Origin of the sequence: Chitiniphilus purpureus (assembly GCF_025642115.1) — a bacterium.
Taxonomy (GTDB): domain Bacteria; phylum Pseudomonadota; class Gammaproteobacteria; order Burkholderiales; family Chitinibacteraceae; genus Chitiniphilus; species Chitiniphilus purpureus.
The window spans coordinates 169,914-188,863 of sequence record NZ_CP106753.1 but is presented as its reverse complement, the minus strand read 5'-3'; the positions used below and the strand labels follow the sequence as shown (position 1 = coordinate 188,863).

Here is an 18,950-nt window from a genome sequence, read left to right as displayed (position 1 = left end):
AACCATTCCGATGCAGGTATTCGTCATCAGCCTGGCGCAGCGCGAAGACCGCCGCCGCCACATCCGGCAACACCTGGCCGAGCGTGGGGTCGCCTTCGACTTTGCCGACGCGGTCGATGGCCGCGCGCTGGCCGACGCGGACCGTGCCCGGCTGTACGACCCGGCGCTGGCGCGGCAACGCGGCGAGCGGCGTACGCTCACCCCGGGTGAGCTTGGCTGCTCGCTCAGCCATCTGGCGCTCTATCGCAGGATGCTGGAGCAGGATCTGCCGGCCATCTGCGTGCTGGAGGACGATGCCGAGCTGTCGCCGGATTTTGCCGAGGTGCTCGCGGCATTGGCGCCGGCACTCAAGGCCGACGCGACGCCGCGGGTGGTGCTGCTGAACCGGCGTGCCAAGCGCTATAGTGCGTGGGGTGCCGCCGCACTGGCGGCCGGCCGCCGCCGCTGCCGCGCGGTCGAGGCGCAAGGGACCGACGGCTATGTGCTGAACCGGGCCGCAGCGCAATCCCTGCTGCAGACGCTGAGCCCGGTATGGACCGTGGCTGATTGCTGGGACTGGCTGCTGGCGCGGCACACGCTGCGCATCGATTGCGTGGTGCCGTATGTGGTCAGCTGTCGCGACGACCTTGTCTCGGATATCGATGCGGACCGGCGCGATCGGGGCAAGCTCGCCCCCGGCCCGCTTGCCCGGCTGAGCGATTTCCTCTACAGCCGCTTTGTCTATCGCTTGCTGATCCGGCCGTTGTACCGCATCGGCAAGCAGCGCTAACCGTTTTTTGGACTGCCGCCCCAGCATGACCACTTCGCGCTCCATCGGCCTTGTCACCGCCCAGAAGGCGGTGTTCGATACGCCCATCACGTTGTCCTCCGGCGTCACCCTGCCGCGCTACGAGCTGGTCTACGAGACCTACGGTACGCTCAACGCGGCGCGCTCCAACGCCATCCTGGTCTGCCATGCGTTGTCGGGCAACCATCACCTAGCCGGCCGCTACCGCGAGGACGACAAGAACCCTGGGTGGTGGGACAACATGATCGGTCCGGGCAAGCCCATCGACACCGACCGTTTCTTTGTCGTCGGCGTGAACAACCTGGGGGGCTGCCATGGCTCCACCGGGCCGTCCAGCATCGACCCGGACACCGGGCAGCCGTACGGGTCGCGTTTTCCGCTGGTGCTGGTGCGCGACTGGGTCGAGACGCAGGCACGGCTGGCGGATCTTCTGGGCATCGACTGCTTTGCCGCGGTCATCGGCGGCAGCCTGGGTGGGATGCAGGCACTGCGCTGGACCATCACCTACCCTGAACGGGTGCGGCACGCACTGGTGATCGCCTCGGCCCCCAAGCTCACCGCACAGAACATCGCCTTCAACGACGTCGCAAGGCAGGCCATCCTGACCGATCCGGACTTTTACGGCGGCGACTACTACCAGCACGGCACGGTGCCGCGCCGCGGGCTGCGCCTGGCGCGCATGCTGGGGCATATCACCTATCTGTCCGACGACGGCATGGGCGAGAAATTCGGCCGGCTGCTGCGCTCGGGCGAATACAAATACGGGTTCGATGTCGAATTCGAGATCGAGTCCTACCTGCGCTACCAGGGCGACAAGTTCTCCGACTATTTCGACGCCAATACCTATCTGTTGATGACCAAGGCGCTGGATTACTTCGACCCCGCGCGCCACTACGACGGCGACCTGGTCCGCGCGCTGGCGGCGACCCGGGCGGGGTTCCTGGTGGTGTCGTTCACCTCGGACTGGCGCTTCTCGCCGGCGCGCTCGCGCGAGATCGTCAAGGCGCTGCTCGACGCCAGAAAGCGTGTCAGCTACGCCGAGATCGAATCCAAGCACGGCCATGATGCCTTCCTGATGGAGGACGAGGCGTACCAGGCGGTGATGCGCGCCTATCTTTCCAACATCGCCAACGAGGTGCACGCATGAACGCCCCCGCCCTGCGCCCCGATCTGCGCCATATCGCCGACTGGATCGCGCCCGACAGCAGCGTGCTCGATCTGGGTTGCGGCGATGGTTCGCTGCTTGCTTGGCTGGCCGCCAACAAGCACTGCCAGGGCTACGGCGTCGAGATCGACGTGGCGAGCGTCACCGCCTGCGTGGCCAAGGGGGTGAGCGTGATCCAGAGCGATCTGGAGGCCGGCCTGTCGGGATTCGAGGACAACGCGTTCGATTTCGTGGTGCTCTCGCTCACCATCCAGGCGATGCACAACGTCGAGGGCATCCTCAAGGAGATACTGCGCGTAGGCCGCACCGGCATCGTCACCTTTCCCAACTTCGGCTACTGGGAAAACCGTTGGCAGCTCCTGATCGGCCGTATGCCGGTCTCCGAGACCATTCCGTACGAGTGGTACAACACGCCCAATATCCACCTGTGCACGGTGTACGACTTCGAACGGCTGCTCAAACGGCTGGGCATGTGGTCGACCGGGCGGGTGGTGCTGCACCAGGGCGAGAAGGTGGACGTCCTGCCCAATCTGCTGGGCAGCCTTGCGCTGGTGCGCTTCGAGCGCGCCTAGCCCGCCGCAGCGCACGGCCCACGCTTACTTCGGCAGCGGCCCGCTGCGGTGGAAGGTGATCGGCTGTGCCACGACGGTGCTGGGCGGCGCCGACTTGAGGATGTGCGGCTTCATCCTGCCGATCACGTGCATTTCGCACGGCTTGCAGTCGAACTTGAGCGTGTAGGTCTCGTTGCCCGACTTGAGGGTCATCGGCTCGGCGCGCACCTGGCCTTTCACGCCGATCACGCCCTTGGCCTGCTTGGGACACAGGTTGTACGAAAAGCGCAGGCAGTGCTTGGTGATCATCACGCTCACCTCGCCGGGCTCCTGGTGCGCCTCGTACGCGGCCGCGATCAGCTCGACGCCATGACGGCTATAGAAGTCGCGTGCCTTCTGGTTGTAGACGTTGGCAAGGTAGGTCAGCGCCTTCTCGGGATAGGCGACCGGCGGCTCGACCGGCGCCTTGCGTGGGGGGCGTGTCCACGCTGCGATACGGGCGGCGTCCAACCGGTCGATCACCTCGCGGCGCAATGCGTTGATCGTCGAGTTCGGCACGAACCACGGCTGCGTCAGATCCAACGCCACGCCGTGCGCGACAAACAGGGTGTTGCCAAGCCTGGCAAGGCCCTCCCGCAGCCCGGCCTCGCTGCGCGCAGCATCCTTGGCCGGTTCCAGCGCGGTATCGACCGTCGCCGTCGCGCTCGCGCCGTCCTCGTCGGTCACGGTCAGCGCAAGGCCGCCTGGGGTTTCCGACAGCCTGAACCAGACCGCGATGCGACGATCCGACGACTTCTGCGTCAGCGCCCTTTCCCAGGCATGGTCACGGTTGCGGTGGATGGAGAGGCCGACCTTGAGTCCGTCAAGGCTGCCCATGGGCTCGTTCGGGAACACCCGCCACACGATGCCGCCTTCCTTGCCGGCGCCCACCGCTTCGACGGTATTCGCCTGCAGGCCGACCACCTCGCGCTTTTTCATATAGTTGAGCCCATCGCCGTTGGCGAGCGGCCCGTTCGCTTCGAGCTCGAACCACTTCGGTCCGATCCGGGTCACGTGGCCCAGCGCCACGCCGATGTACTTGGGTGAATCGAAGGCACCCACATCGCCGCCCTCGCGGCCGTTGACGAAATAATCGGTGTGGCCGCGGTGGAAGTTCTTGTCCACGTCGGGGGTGAAGAAGATCTCGGTGCTGCCGCTGGCCGCGCGGGCGAGCTCGGGGCGGCGTTCCAGGATGCCATCGAGCAGCAGCCGGTAATGGGCGGTGATGTTCTTCACATAGCCCATGTCCTTGTAGCGGCCCTCGATCTTGAAGCTGCGCACGCCGGCGTCGATCAGTGCTTCCAGGTTGGCGCTCTGGTCGTTGTCCTTCATCGACAGCAGATGCTTGTCGTAGGCGACCACACGACCCTGGTTGTCGGTCAGGGTGTAGGGCAGCCGACAGGCCTGCGAGCAGTCACCGCGGTTGGCGCTGCGGCCGGTGTCGGCATGGCTGATGTAGCACTGGCCCGAATACGCTACGCACAGCGCGCCGTGGATGAAGAATTCGATGGTGGTGTCGTCGGTCAGCGCCTGCCGCACCGCCCGGATCTGCGGCAGCGCCAGCTCCCGTGCCAGCACCACCTGCGAGAAGCCCGAATCGGCCAGGAAGCGTGCCTTCTCCGGCGTGCGGATGTCGCATTGTGTGCTGGCATGCAGCTGGATCGGCGGCAGGTCCAGCTCCAAGAGGCCCATGTCCTGCACGATCAGTGCGTCGACCCCGGCGTCGTACAGCTGATGGATCAGCCGGCGCGCCGGCTCCAGCTCGCTGTCGTGCAGGATGGTGTTGAGCGTAACGAAGATGCGGCTGTGGTAGCGGTGCGCGAACCGCACCAGCCCGGCGATCTCGTCCACCTCGTTGCAGGCGTTGTGCCGCGCGCCGAAGGTGGGGCCGCCGATATAGACCGCATCTGCACCGTGCAGGATGGCTTCGCGGCCGATCTCGACCGTCCTGGCGGGGGCGAGCAGTTCGAGATGATGGGCGGGCAGGCTCATGGCGGGATCCGACGGCAGGCTGAAGGCGCGGAAGTATAGCGAAATCAACGGATTAATAGGGGCTTCGATTGATTGATAAAAATGAGAATCGTTTGTATTAATAAGCGGGGCGTGCCATAGTCGGGGCATGTGACCACCACGGAACCTGCCCATGCCTGCTGCCGCACCCGCCGCCATGAGCGATGCCCTGCTGCTGCCGTTGGCCGCGCGTGCCGGTGCGGCGCGCTGGTGCCCCGGGCTCGGTTTTCGCGATCCGGCCGCCGAACGGCTGGCGGCACGCTTCCCGGCCGAGCTGGCCCGCTTGCGGGCCGACCCGGCGCTGCTGCGCGGTTGCTGCGTGCGGGCGCAATGGCTGGACCGGCAGGCCGCCGACTTTGCCGCGCAGCACCGGCGCGTACTGGTGCTCAACCTGGGTGCGGGGCTCGATACCGCCTACCAGCGTCTGTCCAGGGTGTTGCCGGACGATCACCTGTGGATCGATGTGGACCTGCCACCGGTGGTGGCGCTCAAGCGCGCACTGGCCGGTGAAAGCGCACGGCAGCGCCTGCTTGCCGCCGACCTTGCCCGGCCGCACTGGTTCGGGCAATTGCCCGACCCCGCGGGCCGGGCGGTGGTGCTGCGGGCGGAAGGGGTGTTGATGGCGCTCGATCCCACCGCGGTGGCGGCGCTGCTGCATCGGCTGGCACGCCATTTCGAACCAGCCGCCGCGGTGCTGCTGCTGTTCGACTGGGTCTCGCCCTGGATGGCGTATCGGGGCCGCCGGCCTTCATGCGGCTGCCGGTGTCCGCCACAGGCGCCGCCGTTGCGCTGGGCGCTTGAGGATGCCGATGCGCCATCGCGCTGCCATCCCGGCTGGTACCTGCGCGCTGAGTTCGACGCGATGCCGGCGTGCGGGGCAAAGGCGGCGCTGCACGGGATGGCGCACCGCTGGCTGACCGGGCGGCCGTTGTGCGGCTGCAGCGCCTATACGCTGGCGGTGCGGCCCCGCCCCGGGTCGCCGGCATCCTTGCAGACGTCGGCGGCCCCACCGGTCAGGCCGGCACCTTGGGCAGGCGCGCCAGCGCGGCGATGATGGCTTCTTCCGGGTACGCGTAGTCCTCCAGCTCACCGTTGAAGTACTTGTCGTAGCTTGCCATGTCGAAATGGCCATGCCCGGACAGGTTGAAGAACAGCACGCGGGGTTCGCCGCTGTCCTTGCATTGCAAGGCTTCGTCGATGCAGGCGCGGATCGCGTGGCACGATTCGGGCGCCGGGATGATGCCTTCGGCCCGGGCGAAGGTGACACCGGCTTCGAAGGTGGCCAGCTGCGGCACGGCCACGGCTTCGATCAGCCGCTCATGGTAGAGCTGGCTGACCAACGCGCTGGCTCCGTGGTAGCGCAATCCACCGGCGTGGATCGAGGGCGGCATGAAATCGTGACCCAGCGTGTACTGCTTCATCAGCGGGGTGAGGCCCACAGTGTCGCCGAAGTCGTAGGCATAGTGGCCGCGTGTCAGGCTGGGGCACGAGGCGGGTTCGACGGCGACAAGGCGCACGGTCCTGCCACCGGCCTTGTCCGCCAGGAACGGAAACGCCACGCCGCCGAAGTTCGAACCCCCGCCACACGGCGCGAAGATCACATCAGGGTATTCGCCGGCGAGTGCGAACTGCTTCCTGGCTTCCAGGCCGATCACGGTCTGGTGCAACAGTACATGGTTGAGCACCGAGCCCAAGCCGTAGTTGGTGTCGCTGCGCGAGGCGGCCTCCTCGACCGCTTCGGCGATGGCCAGCCCGAGCGAGCCGGGATTGTCCGCGTCCTGGGCCAGCGCGGCACGGCCGCTGGTGCTCTCCATGCTCGGGCTCGCCAGCACGGTCGCGCCCCAGGTCTGCATCATCGAACGGCGGAACGGCTTTTGCTGATAGCTGACCTTGACCATGTAGATGCGCACCTCGATGCCGAACATCTGCCCGGCCAGCGCCAGCGAGCTGCCCCATTGGCCGGCGCCGGTCTCGGTGGTCATGCGCGTCACGCCTTCGAGCCGGTTGTAGTAAGCCTGGGCGATCGCCGAATTGAGCTTGTGCGAACCGGCCGGGCTTGCGCCTTCGTACTTGTAGTAGATATGTGCCGGGGTGCCGAGCGCCGCTTCGAGCCGGTGCGCGCGGATCAGCGGGGTCGGCCGCCACAGCTGGTACAGCTCGCGCACGGGTTCCGGGATCGGAATCCAGCGTTCGCGGCTCACCTCCTGCTCGATCACCGCATCCGGAAAGATCGCCGACAACGCGTCCGGTCCGATCGGCTGTCCGTCCGGCCCCAGTACCGGCGCCGGCGGATTGGGCAGGTCGGCGACCATGTTGTACCAGTGGGTGGGAATCTCGGACTCGGGCAGCCAGAACTTGGTTTGCGGCATGGTGGGGGCCTCATCGGATCATGTCGGTTGATCTTACTCAGAAAAGCGCAGCGACGGTTTGACATGCTGCATACGCGATATAGATTAGGGTTTAAGCCTGATAGGTGTACCCGGCTCCCTTGATGCAGTATGCAGACACGATACGCTGGCTTACGGGCCGGTCTTGCTGCTCCAGTTTCCGTCACGGACATAGCCCGATGTTTTCTTCCCGCAAGCTGCAACAACAGTTGGCCCAGGTGCTGCAGGAGCGCGACCAACTGCGCAGCGTGCTCGATGCGCTGCGCAATGCCATGGCAGTGGTCGAGTTCTCCCCCGACGGGACGGTCCTGGAGGTCAATGACACGTTCTGCGCGGTGACCGGCTATACCGCCCAGGAACTGCGGGGTGCGCAGCATCGGGTGCTCTGCACGCCCGAATTCGCCGGCAGCAGCGAATACCAGCGCTTCTGGCAACGGCTGCGCCAGGGCGAGTCGTTCAACGGGCAGTTCAAGCGCCTGGCCAAGGGGGCCCGCCCGATCTGGCTGGAAGCGACCTACGCGCCGGTGCGTGACGCCACAGGCAATGTGCAGCGCATCGTCAAGATCGCCAGCGACGTGACCGCACGGGTCCAGGAGGCCAACCGGGCGCGCAACCTGCTCGAAGCGCTGAACCGCTCGATGGCGGTCATCGAGTTCGACATGGATGGCACGGTGCTGGATGCCAACCCGGTGTTCCTGCAGACGATGGGCTATCGGCTCGAAGAGATCCGCGGCACGCACCACCGGCGCTTCTGCAAGCCCGAGTATGTGGCGAGCACTGATTACGCGCAGCTGTGGGCGCAGCTCAAGCAAGGGCACTTCTTCGCCGGCCAGGTCGAGCGTGTGACGCACGACGGCCGTACGATCTGGCTGGAGGCCACCTACAATCCGGTGCGTGACGACGAGGGGCGGCTTGCACGGGTGATCAAGTTCGCCAGCGACGTCACCGAGCGGGTGCTGCAGGCGCAGGCCGCGCAGCAGGGGACAAGCACTGCGTTCCGCATCGCGCAGGACACCGAAAAGCTTTCGGCGGATGGCGAGGGCATCATCCTGAAGGCAGTCCGTACCATGAACGGATTGTCGGACCAGCTTGGACACGCGTCACAGCAGGTGCAGGGGCTCGGGGAAAAGACCGGCGAGATCACTTCGATCGTCAACACCATCAAGGCGATCGCCGACCAGACCAACCTGCTGGCGCTCAATGCCGCAATCGAGGCGGCACGCGCCGGTGAATCGGGGCGCGGTTTTGCGGTGGTGGCCGACGAGGTGCGCAAGCTGGCCGAGCGGACCACAAACTCGACCAGCGAGATCGCCCGCATGATCGGGGAAATCCAATCCGGCACCCGCGGGGTGATCGACAGCATGCAGCACAGCCTGGATGCCGCGCAGGAAGGGGTGGCGCTGGCCAACGGCGCCGGCGAGGCCATCGGCCAGATCAGGGCCGGCGCGCACAACGTGGTCGACGTGGTGCAGCAGCTCTCGCGGATGGCCGGTTAGCGCTGCCGGTGCCGGGCGTGGTTGTGAAAACAGCCGCATTGCCAGGGCAATGCGGCTGTTGTACCGGCAGGCGCGACGGTGCGCTCAGAGCTTGTCGTACAGCTTGGCGCCACCCTTCACGAACTCGATGGCCTTGGCCTGCATGCCCTTGCGCAGCGCTTCGTCGTTCGCTTCCATCCCCTGCTGCTCGGCAAACTCGCGTACGTCCTGGGTGATCTTCATCGAACAGAAGTGCGGGCCGCACATCGAGCAGAAATGCGCCACCTTGGCACCCTGCTGCGGCAGCGTCTCGTCGTGGAACTCGCGGGCGCGGTCCGGATCGAGGCCGAGGTTGAACTGGTCTTCCCAGCGGAACTCGAAGCGTGCCTTGGAGAGCGCGTTGTCGCGGATCTGCGCGCCGGGGTGGCCCTTGGCCAGATCGGCGGCGTGCGCGGCGAGCTTGTAGGTGATGATGCCTTCCTTGACGTCGTCCTTGTTGGGCAGCCCGAGGTGCTCCTTGGGCGTGACGTAGCAGAGCATCGCGGTGCCGTACCAGCCGATCTGCGCCGCGCCGATCGCACTGGTGATGTGGTCGTAGCCGGGGGCGATGTCGGTGGTGAGCGGGCCCAGCGTGTAGAACGGCGCTTCGTCGCACCATTGCAGCTGCAGGTCCATGTTCTCCTTGATCAGCTGCATCGGCACATGGCCCGGGCCTTCGATCATGGTCTGCACGTCGTGCTTCCAGGCGATCTGCGTGAGTTCGCCCAAGGTCTTCAGTTCGCCCAGCTGTGCATCGTCGTTGGCGTCCCAGATGCTGCCCGGGCGCAGCCCGTCGCCCAGGCTGAAACTGACGTCGTACGCCTTCATGATCTCGCAGATTTCCTCGAAGTGGGTGTAGAGGAAATTCTCCTGATGGTGCGCCAGGCACCACTTGGCCATGATCGAGCCGCCGCGCGAGACGATGCCGGTCATGCGGTTAGCGGTCATCGGTACGTATCTGAGCAGCACCCCGGCGTGGATGGTGAAATAGTCGACGCCCTGCTCGGCCTGCTCGATCAGCGTGTCGCGGAACAGCGCCCAGGTCAGCTCCTCCGCGCGGCCGTCCACCTTCTCCAGCGCCTGGTAGATGGGCACGGTGCCGATGGGCACGGGCGAGTTGCGCAGGATCCACTCGCGGGTCTCGTGGATGTTCTTGCCGGTGGACAGATCCATGATGGTGTCGGCGCCCCAGCGGATGCCCCAGGTCATCTTGTCCACTTCCTCGTTGATCGACGAGGTGACGGCGCTGTTGCCGATGTTGCCGTTGATCTTCACCAGGAAATTGCGGCCGATGATCATCGGCTCGCTTTCCGGATGGTTGATGTTGGCCGGGATGATGGCGCGGCCGCGCGCCACCTCGTCACGCACGAAATCCGGCGTGATCAGCCTGGGGATGCTGGCGCCGAAATCGTGGCCGGGATGCTGGCGCAGCAGCATCGCCGCCATCTTCTCACCCTTGGCGCCGAGCGCCTTCAGGTTTTCCATGTACTGCTCGCGCTGCAGATTCTCGCGGATCGCGATGTATTCCATCTCCGGCGTGATGATGCCGCGGCGGGCGTAGTGCATCTGGGTGACATTGGCGCCGGCTTTGGCGCGGCGTGGCTTGCGGGTCAGCTCGAAGCGCAGCGGATCGAGGCTGGCATCCGCTTCGCGCATGCGACCGTATTCGCTGGTCAGCGCCGGGAGCACTTCGGTATCGCCGCGTTCTGCGATCCAGGCGGCACGGATCGGCGCCAGGCCCTTGCGCACGTCGATGCGTGCCTGTGGGTCGGTGTACGGGCCGGAACAGTCGTACACATAGATTGGCGGATTGTGCTCGCCGCCGAACGCGGTCGGTGTGTCGGTCTGCGTGATCTCACGCATCGGCACCCGGATGTCGGGGCGCGAGCCGGCGACGTAGATCTTGCGGGAGTTGGGCAGCGGGGCGATGGCGGCGGCATCGACATGCGCCTGGGCTGCGCGGAATTCGGTCGGCTTGTTCATGGCATCTCCAATACGGCACAGGGGATGCTGGGAAACGTCCGACAGGCGGGATCGTTTCGCTTCCCTACGCCGGTGTGAACCGGATCAGGTGCTGAGGGACTCTCTCATCCATGCCGTGGCGCCCGTCCATCTTAGAAGGCACGCCCGCGCTGTGGCGCAGGGCAAAGGCATGGAACCCCTAGCGAAAACACAATGCTGCCACCGTATAGAACATATGGGATAATCGCAAGTTAAATTCCGCCCGCATCACGCCGAATTCGGCCTGCCTTGAGGTGAAGCAAACATGGATTGGGAACACGCCCGCTATCTTCTCGTTGAACAGCAGATCCGTCCGTGGGACGTGCTCGATCAACGGGTCCTGCAACGCGTGCTGGACGTGAAGCGCGAGGACTTCGTGCCGGCCGACAAACGCAACCTGGCCTTCGTCGACACCGAGCTGCCGCTGGGTCATGGCGCCTCCATGCTGTCGCCCAAGGTCGAGGCGCGCCTGGTGCAGGAAGTGGAACTCAAGCCCACCGACCGCGTGCTGGTGGTCGGCGCCGGTACCGGCTACCTGATGGCGCTGGCCGCCGGCTTGTGCCAGGTGGTCTACGGCGTGGAGATCGAGCCCGCATTGAAGCAGCTGGCCGAGGAAAACCTGCTGCGCGCCGGGATCAAGAATGCGCATGTCGAACTGGGTGACGGTCTGCGCGGGCTGTCCGCCAAGGCGCCGTTCGATGCCATCATCGTTACCGGCTCGCTCGCCGGCATGCCGGCCGCGCTGCAGGAGCAGCTTGCGGTCGGCGGCCGCCTGATCGCCGTCATCGGTGCGCTGCCGATCATGAGTGCCACGCTGTACACCCGCGTCGATCAGGCGGCGTGGCGCAGCGAAAAACTGTTCGAGTACAACCTGCCGCGCCTTGTGGGGCAGGACGTTGCGAGCGCGTTTTCCTTCTAGTCCCCCCGGTCCGGCGCGGCGGCACCGATGGCCGATGCGCCCAACGCACCTGCTGTCTGCCGGCCACGCCGGATTTCTGACCGATCTTATTCGATGAGCGCACGCGTTACTGTCGGCATCGTGGTGTACAAGACACCCGTCGCCCAGTTGGCCGGCTTGTTCGACCTGCTGCAAAGTGCCGCTCAGGTCCGGATGGTGCTGGTATTCGACAACGGCGTCGACCCTGCGCTGGCGCAGGAGGTGGCGCGCCGTGGCTGGGTCTATCGCACCGAGGGGCGCAACCTGGGGTTCGGCAGTGGCCACAATCGGCTGATCGGATTGTTGTCCGCCTACCCCGAGGCCGATCTGCATCTGCTGTGCAACCCGGACATCCTGTGGCACGACAACCCGTTGCCTGCATTGACGGGCTATCTGGACCGGCACCCCGGCGTTGTCGCAGTGATGCCCGATGTGCAGGGCCTGGATGGCGAGCGGCAGTATCTTGCCAAGCGCAAGCCAACGCCATTCATCCTGTTCGGCCGCCGCTTCCTGCCGCGCCGCTGGATTGCGGGACGGGTGGATCACTACGAGATGCGCGACCTTGATTTCAGCCGCGACCACGTGGTGCCTATCATCTCGGGCTGCTTCATGCTGCTCAGGACGGCCGCGCTGCGCGCGGTGGGCGGGTTCGACGAGCGCTATTTCCTTTATCTCGAGGATTACGATCTGTGCCGACGTCTGCAGGGCCAGGGTGGCGCCGTGGCGCTGGCGCCGCAGGCACGCGTGCTGCATGGCCATACCCGTTCCTCCTATTCCTGGGGTTGGCCGCTGTGGTGGCATATCCGTTCGGCATTCCGCTATTTCTTGACATGACGCAGACTGCATGACCCAGGCATGGGGTTTTGCCTGCAGCGGTGGGCCTTGCTTTGTGACAGAATAGCCCGCCGGAATAAATACTTTTTGAGCATCCCGTTGTGTCATTGCTCTACTTGTTTGTCGCGTTGGCCGTCAGTTTCGGGGTCTGTCTGCTCCTGGTGCGTTTTTCACATAAACACGACCATTTGACCGCGGACGACAAATTCACCGAAACGCAGAAATTCCACGATACGCCGGTGCCCCGGGTCGGCGGATTGGCCCTTTTTTCCGCGCTGCTGGCGGTGCAGCCTTTTCTGCTGTTGTTCGAAGACAGGGCACTCGCGCACGCTTCGGCGTTTGCGTTGCTGGCCGCAACGCCGATCTTCCTTGGCGGGTTGCTTGAGGACATCCTGAAGATCGGTCTGGTCAAGACCCGGCTGGTGGCAATGGTGATCGGTGTCACCGTGATGGTTGCGCTCTTGAATTGGCGGGTGGTGCGGATCGATTTGCCTTGGATCGATGCGTATTTCTCCATATATGCGATATCCGTCGCCGTGACATTGGTCGCCGTGGTCGGCGTGATCAATGCGATGAATCTGATCGATGGCTACAACGGCCTCGCCTGCGCCGTCGGCATGATCATTCTGGCTTCACTTGCTTATATCGGATTGAAGGTGGGTGATCGCCAGGTATCGGTCATGGCGGTAGCCCTGCTTGGGGCATGCGCGGGTTTCATGTTCTGGAATTGGCCGCGCGGATTGATTTTCCTTGGCGACGGTGGCGCCTATACCATCGGATTCGGCGTGGCGGGCCTTGCAATTGCGCTGGTGATCCGTAATCCCGCCGTATCGGCATGGTATGCACTGGTATTGATGCTCTATCCGATCTTCGAAACGATCTTCACCATCAACCGGCGATTGCACCGCAAGGATCATCCCGGCCTGCCCGATGCCGCGCATCTGCACCAGCTGGTCTACAAACGCATGATGCGCTGGGCGGTCGGCAGCGCACGAAGCGCCGACCGTAAGATGCGCAACTCGATGACCTCGCCCTATCTGTGGCTGTTTTCTTCGCTGTCCGTGATTCCCGCAAGCATCTGGTGGAACAACCAGATCGCGCTGCAATGGAGTGCGCTGATTTTCGTGATGGGCTATCTGTGGCTGTATCGCAGCATCACCCGCTTCAAGACGCCGAAATGGCTGATCTACCGCAAGGTGCGCCGCATGGACAGAAAACTGCGCAAATGATCGCTGGCGCGGCGGATTTGGCAATCCGGCCGCGCTTGCCCGGCCGTCTTGGCCGATGTTTTTCCAGAAACCGAATATCGCCGCATCGAAGCGGGCGAGTCCAACCAGGATGTACCAGATGCTCAGTGGCAGCACCCTTCTCGTTACCGGCGGCACCGGCTCGTTTGGCAATACCTTTGTTCCGCTCACGCTGGCCAGGTACAACCCGCGCAAGATCATCGTCTACTCGCGTGACGAGATGAAACAGTGGGAAATGGCCAAGCTCTTCCAGGGCGACGAGCGGGTGCGCTTCTTCATCGGCGATGTGCGCGACAAGGATCGCCTCTACCGTGCGCTCGACGGGGTGGACTATGTGGTGCATGCCGCGGCCACCAAGATCGTGCCGACGGCGGAGTACAACCCGTTCGAGTGCGTCAAGACCAATATCGACGGCGCGATGAACCTGATCGATGCCTGCATCGACAAGGGTGTGAAGCGCGTGGTGGCGCTGTCCACCGACAAGGCCAGCAGCCCGGTCAATCTGTATGGGGCCACCAAGCTTGCGTCGGACAAGCTCTTTGTCGCCGGCAACTCCTACGCCGGCGGGCGCGATACCCGCTTCGCGGTGGTGCGCTACGGCAACGTGATGGGCTCGCGCGGCTCGGTGATCCCGTTCTTCCTCTCCATTGCCGGGCAGGGCGTATTGCCGATCACCGATCCGCGCATGACGCGCTTCATGATCACGCTGGAGCAGGGGGTGGAGCTGGTGTGGCATGCGTTCGAGGACATGGAGGGCGGTGAGATCTACGTGAAGAAGATCCCGTCGATGAAGGTCACCGACATTGCCACCGCCGTCGCGCCGCAGGCGCGGCAGGATGTGGTGGGCATCCGCCCTGGCGAAAAGCTGCACGAGCAGATGATCGGCGCCGAGGATGCGTTCTACACCTACGAATACCCCGAGCACTTCAAGATCCTGCCCGCCATCCATAACTGGCATACCGACTACAAGCGCATCAAGGACGGCAAGCGCGTGCCCGAGGGGTTTGTCTACGCCAGCGACAACAACGGCGAGTGGATGGACGTCGACACCCTGCGCACCTGGATCGACGCCAACCGCACCAAGGTGGGGAAGATCTGAGATGGCGATTCCCTACGGCCGGCAGTGGCTGGACGAGGACGACGAACGGGCGGTGCTCGATACGCTGCGTTCCGACTACCTGACCCAGGGCCCGAAGATTGCCGAGTTCGAGCAGGCGCTATGCGACTACACCGGGGCGCGCCACTGCGTGGTGGTTGCCAGCGGCACCGCGGCGCTGCACCTGGCGGTGGCGGCACTGGCGCTGCCGGCCGGCAGCGAGGGCATCACCAGCGCCAACACCTTCACCGCATCGGCCAACAGCATGGCCTATTGCGGCATCAAGCCGGTGTTCGCCGACATTGACCCCATCAGCTACAACATCGATCCGGCCTCGATCGCCGCGCGCATCACGCCGGCCACGCGCCTGCTGACGCCGGTGCACTTCGCCGGGCAGCCGGCCGAGATGACGGCGATCGCCGCGCTGGCGCGCGAGCATGGCCTGAAGGTGATCGAGGATGCGGCGCATGCCATCGGCTCCCGTTACCGCGATGGCAGCCCGGTGGGCAATTGCCGTCATTCGGATGCCACCATCTTCTCCTTCCATCCGGTGAAGACGCTGACCACCGGCGAAGGCGGCGCGGTGATGACCAACGACGAGGCGTTGTACCGGCGCATGCTGCTGCTGCGCAGCCACGGCATCACCAAGGATCCGGCGCTGCTGACGCAGAACCCCGGTCCCTGGTACTACGAGATGCATGGGCTGGGCTGGCACTACCGCATGACCGACATGCAGGCCGCATTGGGGCTGAGCCAGCTGAAGAAGCTCGACCGCTTCGCCGCGCGCCGGCGCGGGATCGTCGCCCGCTACAACCGGCTGCTGGCCGGCCTGCCATGGCTGCGCACGCCGGTGGAAGCGGACGGTGTGACCTCGTGCTTCCATCTTTATGTGCCGTGCATCGACTTCGCCGCGCTGGGCCTGACCCGCGCCGAGGCGATGCAGCGTCTGCTGGCGCAGGGCATCGGCAGCCAGGTGCACTACATTCCGGTGCATACCCAGCCTTGGTACCGGGAAACCTATGGCTACGGTCCGGGCGATTGCCCGGTGGCCGAAGCGTATTACGCGCAGTGCCTGTCGCTGCCGCTGTATCCGGCGCTGACCGATGACGAGGTCGCGACCGTGGCGGCGGCGGTCCGGAGCCTGGGATGACGCTGTCACCCTTGCCCGAACGGCTGGCGCTGATCCCCGCGCGCGGTGGCAGCAAGCGGATTCCGTACAAGAACATCCGTGATTTCTGCGGCAGGCCCATCCTCGCGTATTCCATCGCGGCGGCGTTCGACAGCGACCTCTTTGCCGAAGTGATGGTGTCCACCGACGACGAGCGCATCGCCCAGGTGGCGCGCGAGCACGGCGCGTTGGTGCCGTTCCTGCGCAGTCCGCAGACTGCCGACGACCACGCAGGACTGCTGGACGTGTTGCGCGAGGTGCTGGACGTCTATGCCGCGCAAGGACGCACTTTCCAACAGGTCTGCTGCCTGCTGCCCACCGCGCCGCTGGTGACGCCGGCACGGTTGCGCGAGGCGCATGAGGTCCTGGCGCGAGAGGATTTCGACGCGGTGTTTCCCGCCGTGCGTTTCGGCTATCCGATCCAGCGCGCGCTGCGGCGCGCCGACGACGGCCGCGTGCATATGCTGCAGCCCGAGCATTACGCCAGCCGTTCACAGGATCTGCCACCGGCACTGCATGACGCCGGCCAGTTCTACTGGCTGCACCCCGAACGGTGCCTCGCCGCCGGCCGCATCTTCACCGGCAACAGCGGTGCCATCGAGATCCCGGAGCTGGAAGCCCAGGATATCGACACCGAGACCGACTGGGCGCTGGCCGAGCTGAAATATCGCCTGCGGCGTGGCGGCTGACGTGAGGCTGTGGCTTTACAGCGAAGGTGACGCCAGCCGCGGCATGGGCCATCTGTCGCGCTGTCTGGCCTACGCGACCGCATGGCGTGGGCAGGGGGGCACGGTGCGCTGGGTGGTCGATGGCGACGCGGCAGCGCAGGCGCTGCTGGCTGCACAGGACGTCGTCTGGCAGGCATGGCAGGCGGCGCCGCCGTTGCCCGGCGCCAGCGACGTGGCCATCGTCGATTCCTACAGCGCCGAGCCGGCGGCATTGCAGCGGATCGCGGCCTGTGCCGCGCGGGTGATGTACCTCGATGACACGGAGCGCCTGGACTACCCGGCGGGACTGGTGATCCATGCCGCGCCGGGCCTGGGGGGCGATCGGGGCGAGGCGCGCTGGGCGCGCGGCCCGATGTGGCAACCGCTGCGCCCGGCGTTCGCCGAGGTGCCGCAGCGTCGCGTGCTGCCGGCGGTGACACGCGTGCTGGTGCTGATGGGCGGTACCGACCCGCGTGGCCTGACGCCGCGTATGGTGGCCCTGGCCCGCAAGGCATACCCGCTGGCGCAGATCCATGCGGTGCTTGGCGGCCCGGCTGCGCCAGCGCCGGATAACTGCACGGTGCACCGCCAGCTCGATGACGCCGCAATGTGCGCCCAGATGCTGGCCGCCGATCTTGCGATTTCAGCGGCTGGGCAGACCGTGAGCGAACTGGCGCGCTGCGGCACGCCGGCAGTGCTGGTCGCCGTGGCCGAGAACCAACACAAGCAACTGCGCGAATGGCCGGTGCTGGGCACGGCGATCGCCGCGGGCTGGTGGCACGATCCGCAGCTGGATCGGCAGCTGTTGGCCGCGCTGGCTGCGCTGGCCACGCCGCAGGCGCGCGCAGCGATGGCCCGCGCCGGCCAGGCGGCGGTGGATGGCCAGGGCGTCGCGCGCGCGTTGGCCTGGCTGACAGGAGCAACGCCATGACGCTGGATCCGCACCAGTGCTTCACCTTCGATGCCATCGAGCTGCTGCCGTTCGCCGGTCTGGACGAAGCGCGGCAGCATGAGGTCTGGTGCATGCGCACCCATCCCGACATCGCGCGGTGGATGGGCAGTGGTGGCGATATCCCATTGGCGTCGCACCTGGCCTACATGGCGCGGCAGCATGCACAGACGTGCGATTTCAACTACCTGGGACGCGACGCCGCCGGTACGCTCGGTGTGGTGTCGCTGCATCGGCTGGATGCGCGCAACGGGCTTGCCTGGCTCGGCATCTACCGCAACCCGTTCCGCGACGAGCCGGGCCTCGGGCACCGGTTGCTGCAGGCCATCTCGCAGTTGGCCTTCGGCCGGCTCTCGCTGCATACGCTGAAGCTGGAGGTGGTGGCCGACAACCTCACGGCCATCGCTGCCTACCGCCGCTTCGGTTTTGCCGAGGAAGGGCGCTGGCGCGAGGCCATCCTGCGCGATGACCGCCGCTATGACCTGTTGCTGATGGGCCTGTTGGCCCGCGAATGGAAACGACAATGAGCCGCTTCACCCATCCCGATCACGTCTTCGTGATCGCCGAACTCTCGGCCAACCACGGCCACAATATCGAGAATGCGCTGGCCACCGTGCGCGCGGCCAAGGCATGCGGTGCCGACGCGATCAAGATCCAGACCTACACCGCCGACACCATCACGCTCGACTGTGACAACGAATACTTCCAGATCAGGTCCGGCACCCTGTGGGACGGTACCACGCTGCACAAGCTGTACCAGGAGGCCTACACGCCATGGGAATGGCATGCCGCGATCCAGGCCGAGGCTGCGCGCGAAGGGTTGGTGTTCTTTTCGTCACCGTTCGATTCCACCGCGGTGGATTTCCTCGAAGCGCTTGACGTGCCGCTCTACAAGATCGCCTCGTTCGAGATCAACGACATCCCGCTGATCGAGTACGCCGCGGCCAAGGGCAAGCCGATGATCATCTCCACCGGCATCGCACGGCTCGCCGACATCGAGGAAGCGGTGGCGGCGTGCCGCCGGGTCGGCAACGACGACATCACGCTGCTCAAGTGCACTTCGGCCTATCCGGCCGAGCCCGGCGAGGCCAACCTCTTGACCATCCCGCACCTGCGCGACACCTTCAAGGTGAAGGTCGGCCTGTCCGATCACACCATGGGCCACGCCGTGCCCATCGCCGCGGTGGCGCTGGGCGCGCGGGTGATCGAGAAACACTTCATCCTGGACCGCGCCATCGGCGGCCCGGATGCCTCGTTCTCGATGACCCCGGACGAATTCAAGCTGATGGTCGATGGCGTGCGCGTGGCGGAAGCGGCGCTGGGTACGGTCAGCTACGACCTTGGCCCGAAGGTGGCCGCCAGCCGCAAGTTCGCCCGCTCGCTGTTCGTCGCCGAGCCGATCCGCGCCGGCGAGCCGTTCACCGCGGCCAATGTGCGCTCGGTGCGCCCATCGGACGGGCTGCATCCGCGCCACTACGGCGAAGTGCTCGGTCGGCACGCCCGCGCCGACCTCGCGCCTGGCACGCCGCTCGCCTGGGACATGATCGATTGAGCGCAT

General features: G+C 65.6%; 17 protein-coding genes. 14 read left to right on the top strand and 3 right to left on the bottom strand.

Going from position 1 to position 18,950, the window contains the following annotated elements; genetic code table 11:
* The first annotated feature begins 10 nt into the window (after window positions 1–10).
* From N8I74_RS00695 to metW, 3 genes are read left to right on the top strand one after another with little or no spacing between them, the layout of a single operon-like run.
* Window positions 11–769: a glycosyltransferase family 25 protein gene (locus tag N8I74_RS00695; RefSeq protein WP_263124979.1), complete on the top strand. Its 759-nt coding sequence runs from the start codon at window positions 11–13 to the stop codon at window positions 767–769.
* A gap of 25 nt (window positions 770–794) precedes the next feature.
* Window positions 795–1,934, top strand: a complete 1,140-nt coding sequence (gene metX / locus N8I74_RS00690) for a homoserine O-succinyltransferase MetX (RefSeq protein ID WP_263124978.1) — start codon at window positions 795–797, stop codon at window positions 1,932–1,934.
* Window positions 1,931–2,524, top strand: coding sequence for a methionine biosynthesis protein MetW (metW, locus tag N8I74_RS00685; protein ID WP_263124977.1), 594 nt, complete (start codon window positions 1,931–1,933; stop codon window positions 2,522–2,524). The genes metX and metW overlap by 4 nt, the downstream gene beginning before the upstream one ends.
* A gap of 24 nt (window positions 2,525–2,548) precedes the next feature.
* On the opposite strand, the gene N8I74_RS00680 is transcribed toward metW, so the two are convergent.
* Window positions 2,549–4,534: a peptidase U32 family protein gene (locus N8I74_RS00680; protein WP_263124976.1), complete on the bottom strand. Its 1,986-nt coding sequence runs from the start codon at window positions 4,532–4,534 to the stop codon at window positions 2,549–2,551.
* Window positions 4,535–4,685: 151 nt separating this feature from the next.
* Between N8I74_RS00680 and N8I74_RS00675 the strand changes: the two genes are divergently transcribed.
* The gene (locus N8I74_RS00675) at window positions 4,686–5,606 is read left to right on the top strand and encodes a class I SAM-dependent methyltransferase (protein ID WP_263124974.1); all 921 of its coding nucleotides are present in this window, start codon (window positions 4,686–4,688) and stop codon (window positions 5,604–5,606) included.
* Here N8I74_RS00675 and N8I74_RS00670 read toward each other — a convergent pair.
* Window positions 5,566–6,921 (bottom strand): TrpB-like pyridoxal phosphate-dependent enzyme, encoded by a 1,356-nt coding sequence (locus N8I74_RS00670; protein WP_263124973.1) that lies wholly within the window; start codon window positions 6,919–6,921, stop codon window positions 5,566–5,568. The genes N8I74_RS00675 and N8I74_RS00670 overlap by 41 nt on opposite strands.
* Window positions 6,922–7,118: 197 nt before the next feature.
* On the opposite strand from N8I74_RS00670, the gene N8I74_RS19415 reads away from it, so the two are divergent.
* Window positions 7,119–8,435 carry a methyl-accepting chemotaxis protein gene (locus N8I74_RS19415; protein WP_408611848.1) on the top strand — a complete coding sequence of 439 codons (1,317 nt, stop codon included), beginning with the start codon at window positions 7,119–7,121 and terminating at the stop codon, window positions 8,433–8,435.
* A gap of 84 nt (window positions 8,436–8,519) precedes the next feature.
* Here the strand turns inward: N8I74_RS19415 and thiC are convergent, their stop codons facing one another.
* Window positions 8,520–10,382: a phosphomethylpyrimidine synthase ThiC gene (gene thiC, locus N8I74_RS00655; RefSeq protein ID WP_456298717.1), complete on the bottom strand. Its 1,863-nt coding sequence runs from the start codon at window positions 10,380–10,382 to the stop codon at window positions 8,520–8,522.
* Between the two features lie 337 nt (window positions 10,383–10,719).
* Here thiC and N8I74_RS00650 point away from each other — a divergent pair, with 337 nt between their 5' ends.
* From N8I74_RS00650 to pseI, 9 genes are all read left to right on the top strand, one after another.
* Entirely contained in the window at window positions 10,720–11,373 is a 654-nt protein-coding gene (locus tag N8I74_RS00650) for a protein-L-isoaspartate O-methyltransferase family protein (RefSeq protein WP_263124970.1), read from the top strand.
* Window positions 11,374–11,466: 93 nt separating this feature from the next.
* Entirely contained in the window at window positions 11,467–12,225 is a 759-nt protein-coding gene (locus tag N8I74_RS00645; RefSeq protein WP_263124969.1) for a glycosyltransferase, read from the top strand.
* 101 nt (window positions 12,226–12,326) lie between these two features.
* Window positions 12,327–13,454: a glycosyltransferase family 4 protein gene (locus N8I74_RS00640; protein ID WP_263124968.1), complete on the top strand. Its 1,128-nt coding sequence runs from the start codon at window positions 12,327–12,329 to the stop codon at window positions 13,452–13,454.
* A gap of 118 nt (window positions 13,455–13,572) precedes the next feature.
* On the top strand, window positions 13,573–14,571 hold the full coding sequence (pseB, locus tag N8I74_RS00635; protein WP_263124967.1) for a UDP-N-acetylglucosamine 4,6-dehydratase (inverting): 999 nt from the start codon (window positions 13,573–13,575) through the stop codon (window positions 14,569–14,571).
* A gap of 1 nt (window position 14,572) precedes the next feature.
* Window positions 14,573–15,718 (top strand): UDP-4-amino-4,6-dideoxy-N-acetyl-beta-L-altrosamine transaminase, encoded by a 1,146-nt coding sequence (gene pseC, locus N8I74_RS00630; RefSeq protein WP_263124966.1) that lies wholly within the window; start codon window positions 14,573–14,575, stop codon window positions 15,716–15,718.
* Window positions 15,715–16,425, top strand: a complete 711-nt coding sequence (gene pseF, locus N8I74_RS00625) for a pseudaminic acid cytidylyltransferase (protein ID WP_263124965.1) — start codon at window positions 15,715–15,717, stop codon at window positions 16,423–16,425. Before pseC ends, pseF begins: the two co-directional genes overlap by 4 nt.
* A 1-nt stretch (window position 16,426) precedes the next feature.
* On the top strand, window positions 16,427–17,374 hold the full coding sequence (locus tag N8I74_RS00620) for a hypothetical protein (protein WP_263124964.1): 948 nt from the start codon (window positions 16,427–16,429) through the stop codon (window positions 17,372–17,374).
* A complete protein-coding gene (gene pseH / locus N8I74_RS00615) occupies window positions 17,371–17,919 on the top strand; it encodes a UDP-4-amino-4,6-dideoxy-N-acetyl-beta-L-altrosamine N-acetyltransferase (protein ID WP_263124963.1) in 549 nt (182 codons plus the stop codon). Before N8I74_RS00620 ends, pseH begins: the two co-directional genes overlap by 4 nt.
* Window positions 17,916–18,944, top strand: coding sequence for a pseudaminic acid synthase (gene pseI / locus N8I74_RS00610; protein WP_263124962.1), 1,029 nt, complete (start codon window positions 17,916–17,918; stop codon window positions 18,942–18,944). Before pseH ends, pseI begins: the two co-directional genes overlap by 4 nt.
* Window positions 18,945–18,950: the final 6 nt, after the last annotated feature.

Coding starts and splice junctions, on each gene's coding strand:
- pseB (WP_263124967.1), top strand. CDS start 13,573: ATGCTCAGTGGCAGCACCCTTCTCGTTACCGGCGGCACCGGCTCGTTT.
- N8I74_RS00680 (WP_263124976.1), bottom strand. CDS start 4,534: ATGAGCCTGCCCGCCCATCATCTCGAACTGCTCGCCCCCGCCAGGACG.
- N8I74_RS00695 (WP_263124979.1), top strand. CDS start 11: ATGCAGGTATTCGTCATCAGCCTGGCGCAGCGCGAAGACCGCCGCCGC.
- pseH (WP_263124963.1), top strand. CDS start 17,371: ATGACGCTGGATCCGCACCAGTGCTTCACCTTCGATGCCATCGAGCTG.
- metW (WP_263124977.1), top strand. CDS start 1,931: ATGAACGCCCCCGCCCTGCGCCCCGATCTGCGCCATATCGCCGACTGG.
- N8I74_RS00670 (WP_263124973.1), bottom strand. CDS start 6,921: ATGCCGCAAACCAAGTTCTGGCTGCCCGAGTCCGAGATTCCCACCCAC.
- pseF (WP_263124965.1), top strand. CDS start 15,715: ATGACGCTGTCACCCTTGCCCGAACGGCTGGCGCTGATCCCCGCGCGC.
- metX (WP_263124978.1), top strand. CDS start 795: ATGACCACTTCGCGCTCCATCGGCCTTGTCACCGCCCAGAAGGCGGTG.
- N8I74_RS00675 (WP_263124974.1), top strand. CDS start 4,686: ATGCCTGCTGCCGCACCCGCCGCCATGAGCGATGCCCTGCTGCTGCCG.
- pseC (WP_263124966.1), top strand. CDS start 14,573: ATGGCGATTCCCTACGGCCGGCAGTGGCTGGACGAGGACGACGAACGG.
- N8I74_RS00650 (WP_263124970.1), top strand. CDS start 10,720: ATGGATTGGGAACACGCCCGCTATCTTCTCGTTGAACAGCAGATCCGT.
- pseI (WP_263124962.1), top strand. CDS start 17,916: ATGAGCCGCTTCACCCATCCCGATCACGTCTTCGTGATCGCCGAACTC.
- N8I74_RS00645 (WP_263124969.1), top strand. CDS start 11,467: ATGAGCGCACGCGTTACTGTCGGCATCGTGGTGTACAAGACACCCGTC.
- N8I74_RS19415 (WP_408611848.1), top strand. CDS start 7,119: ATGTTTTCTTCCCGCAAGCTGCAACAACAGTTGGCCCAGGTGCTGCAG.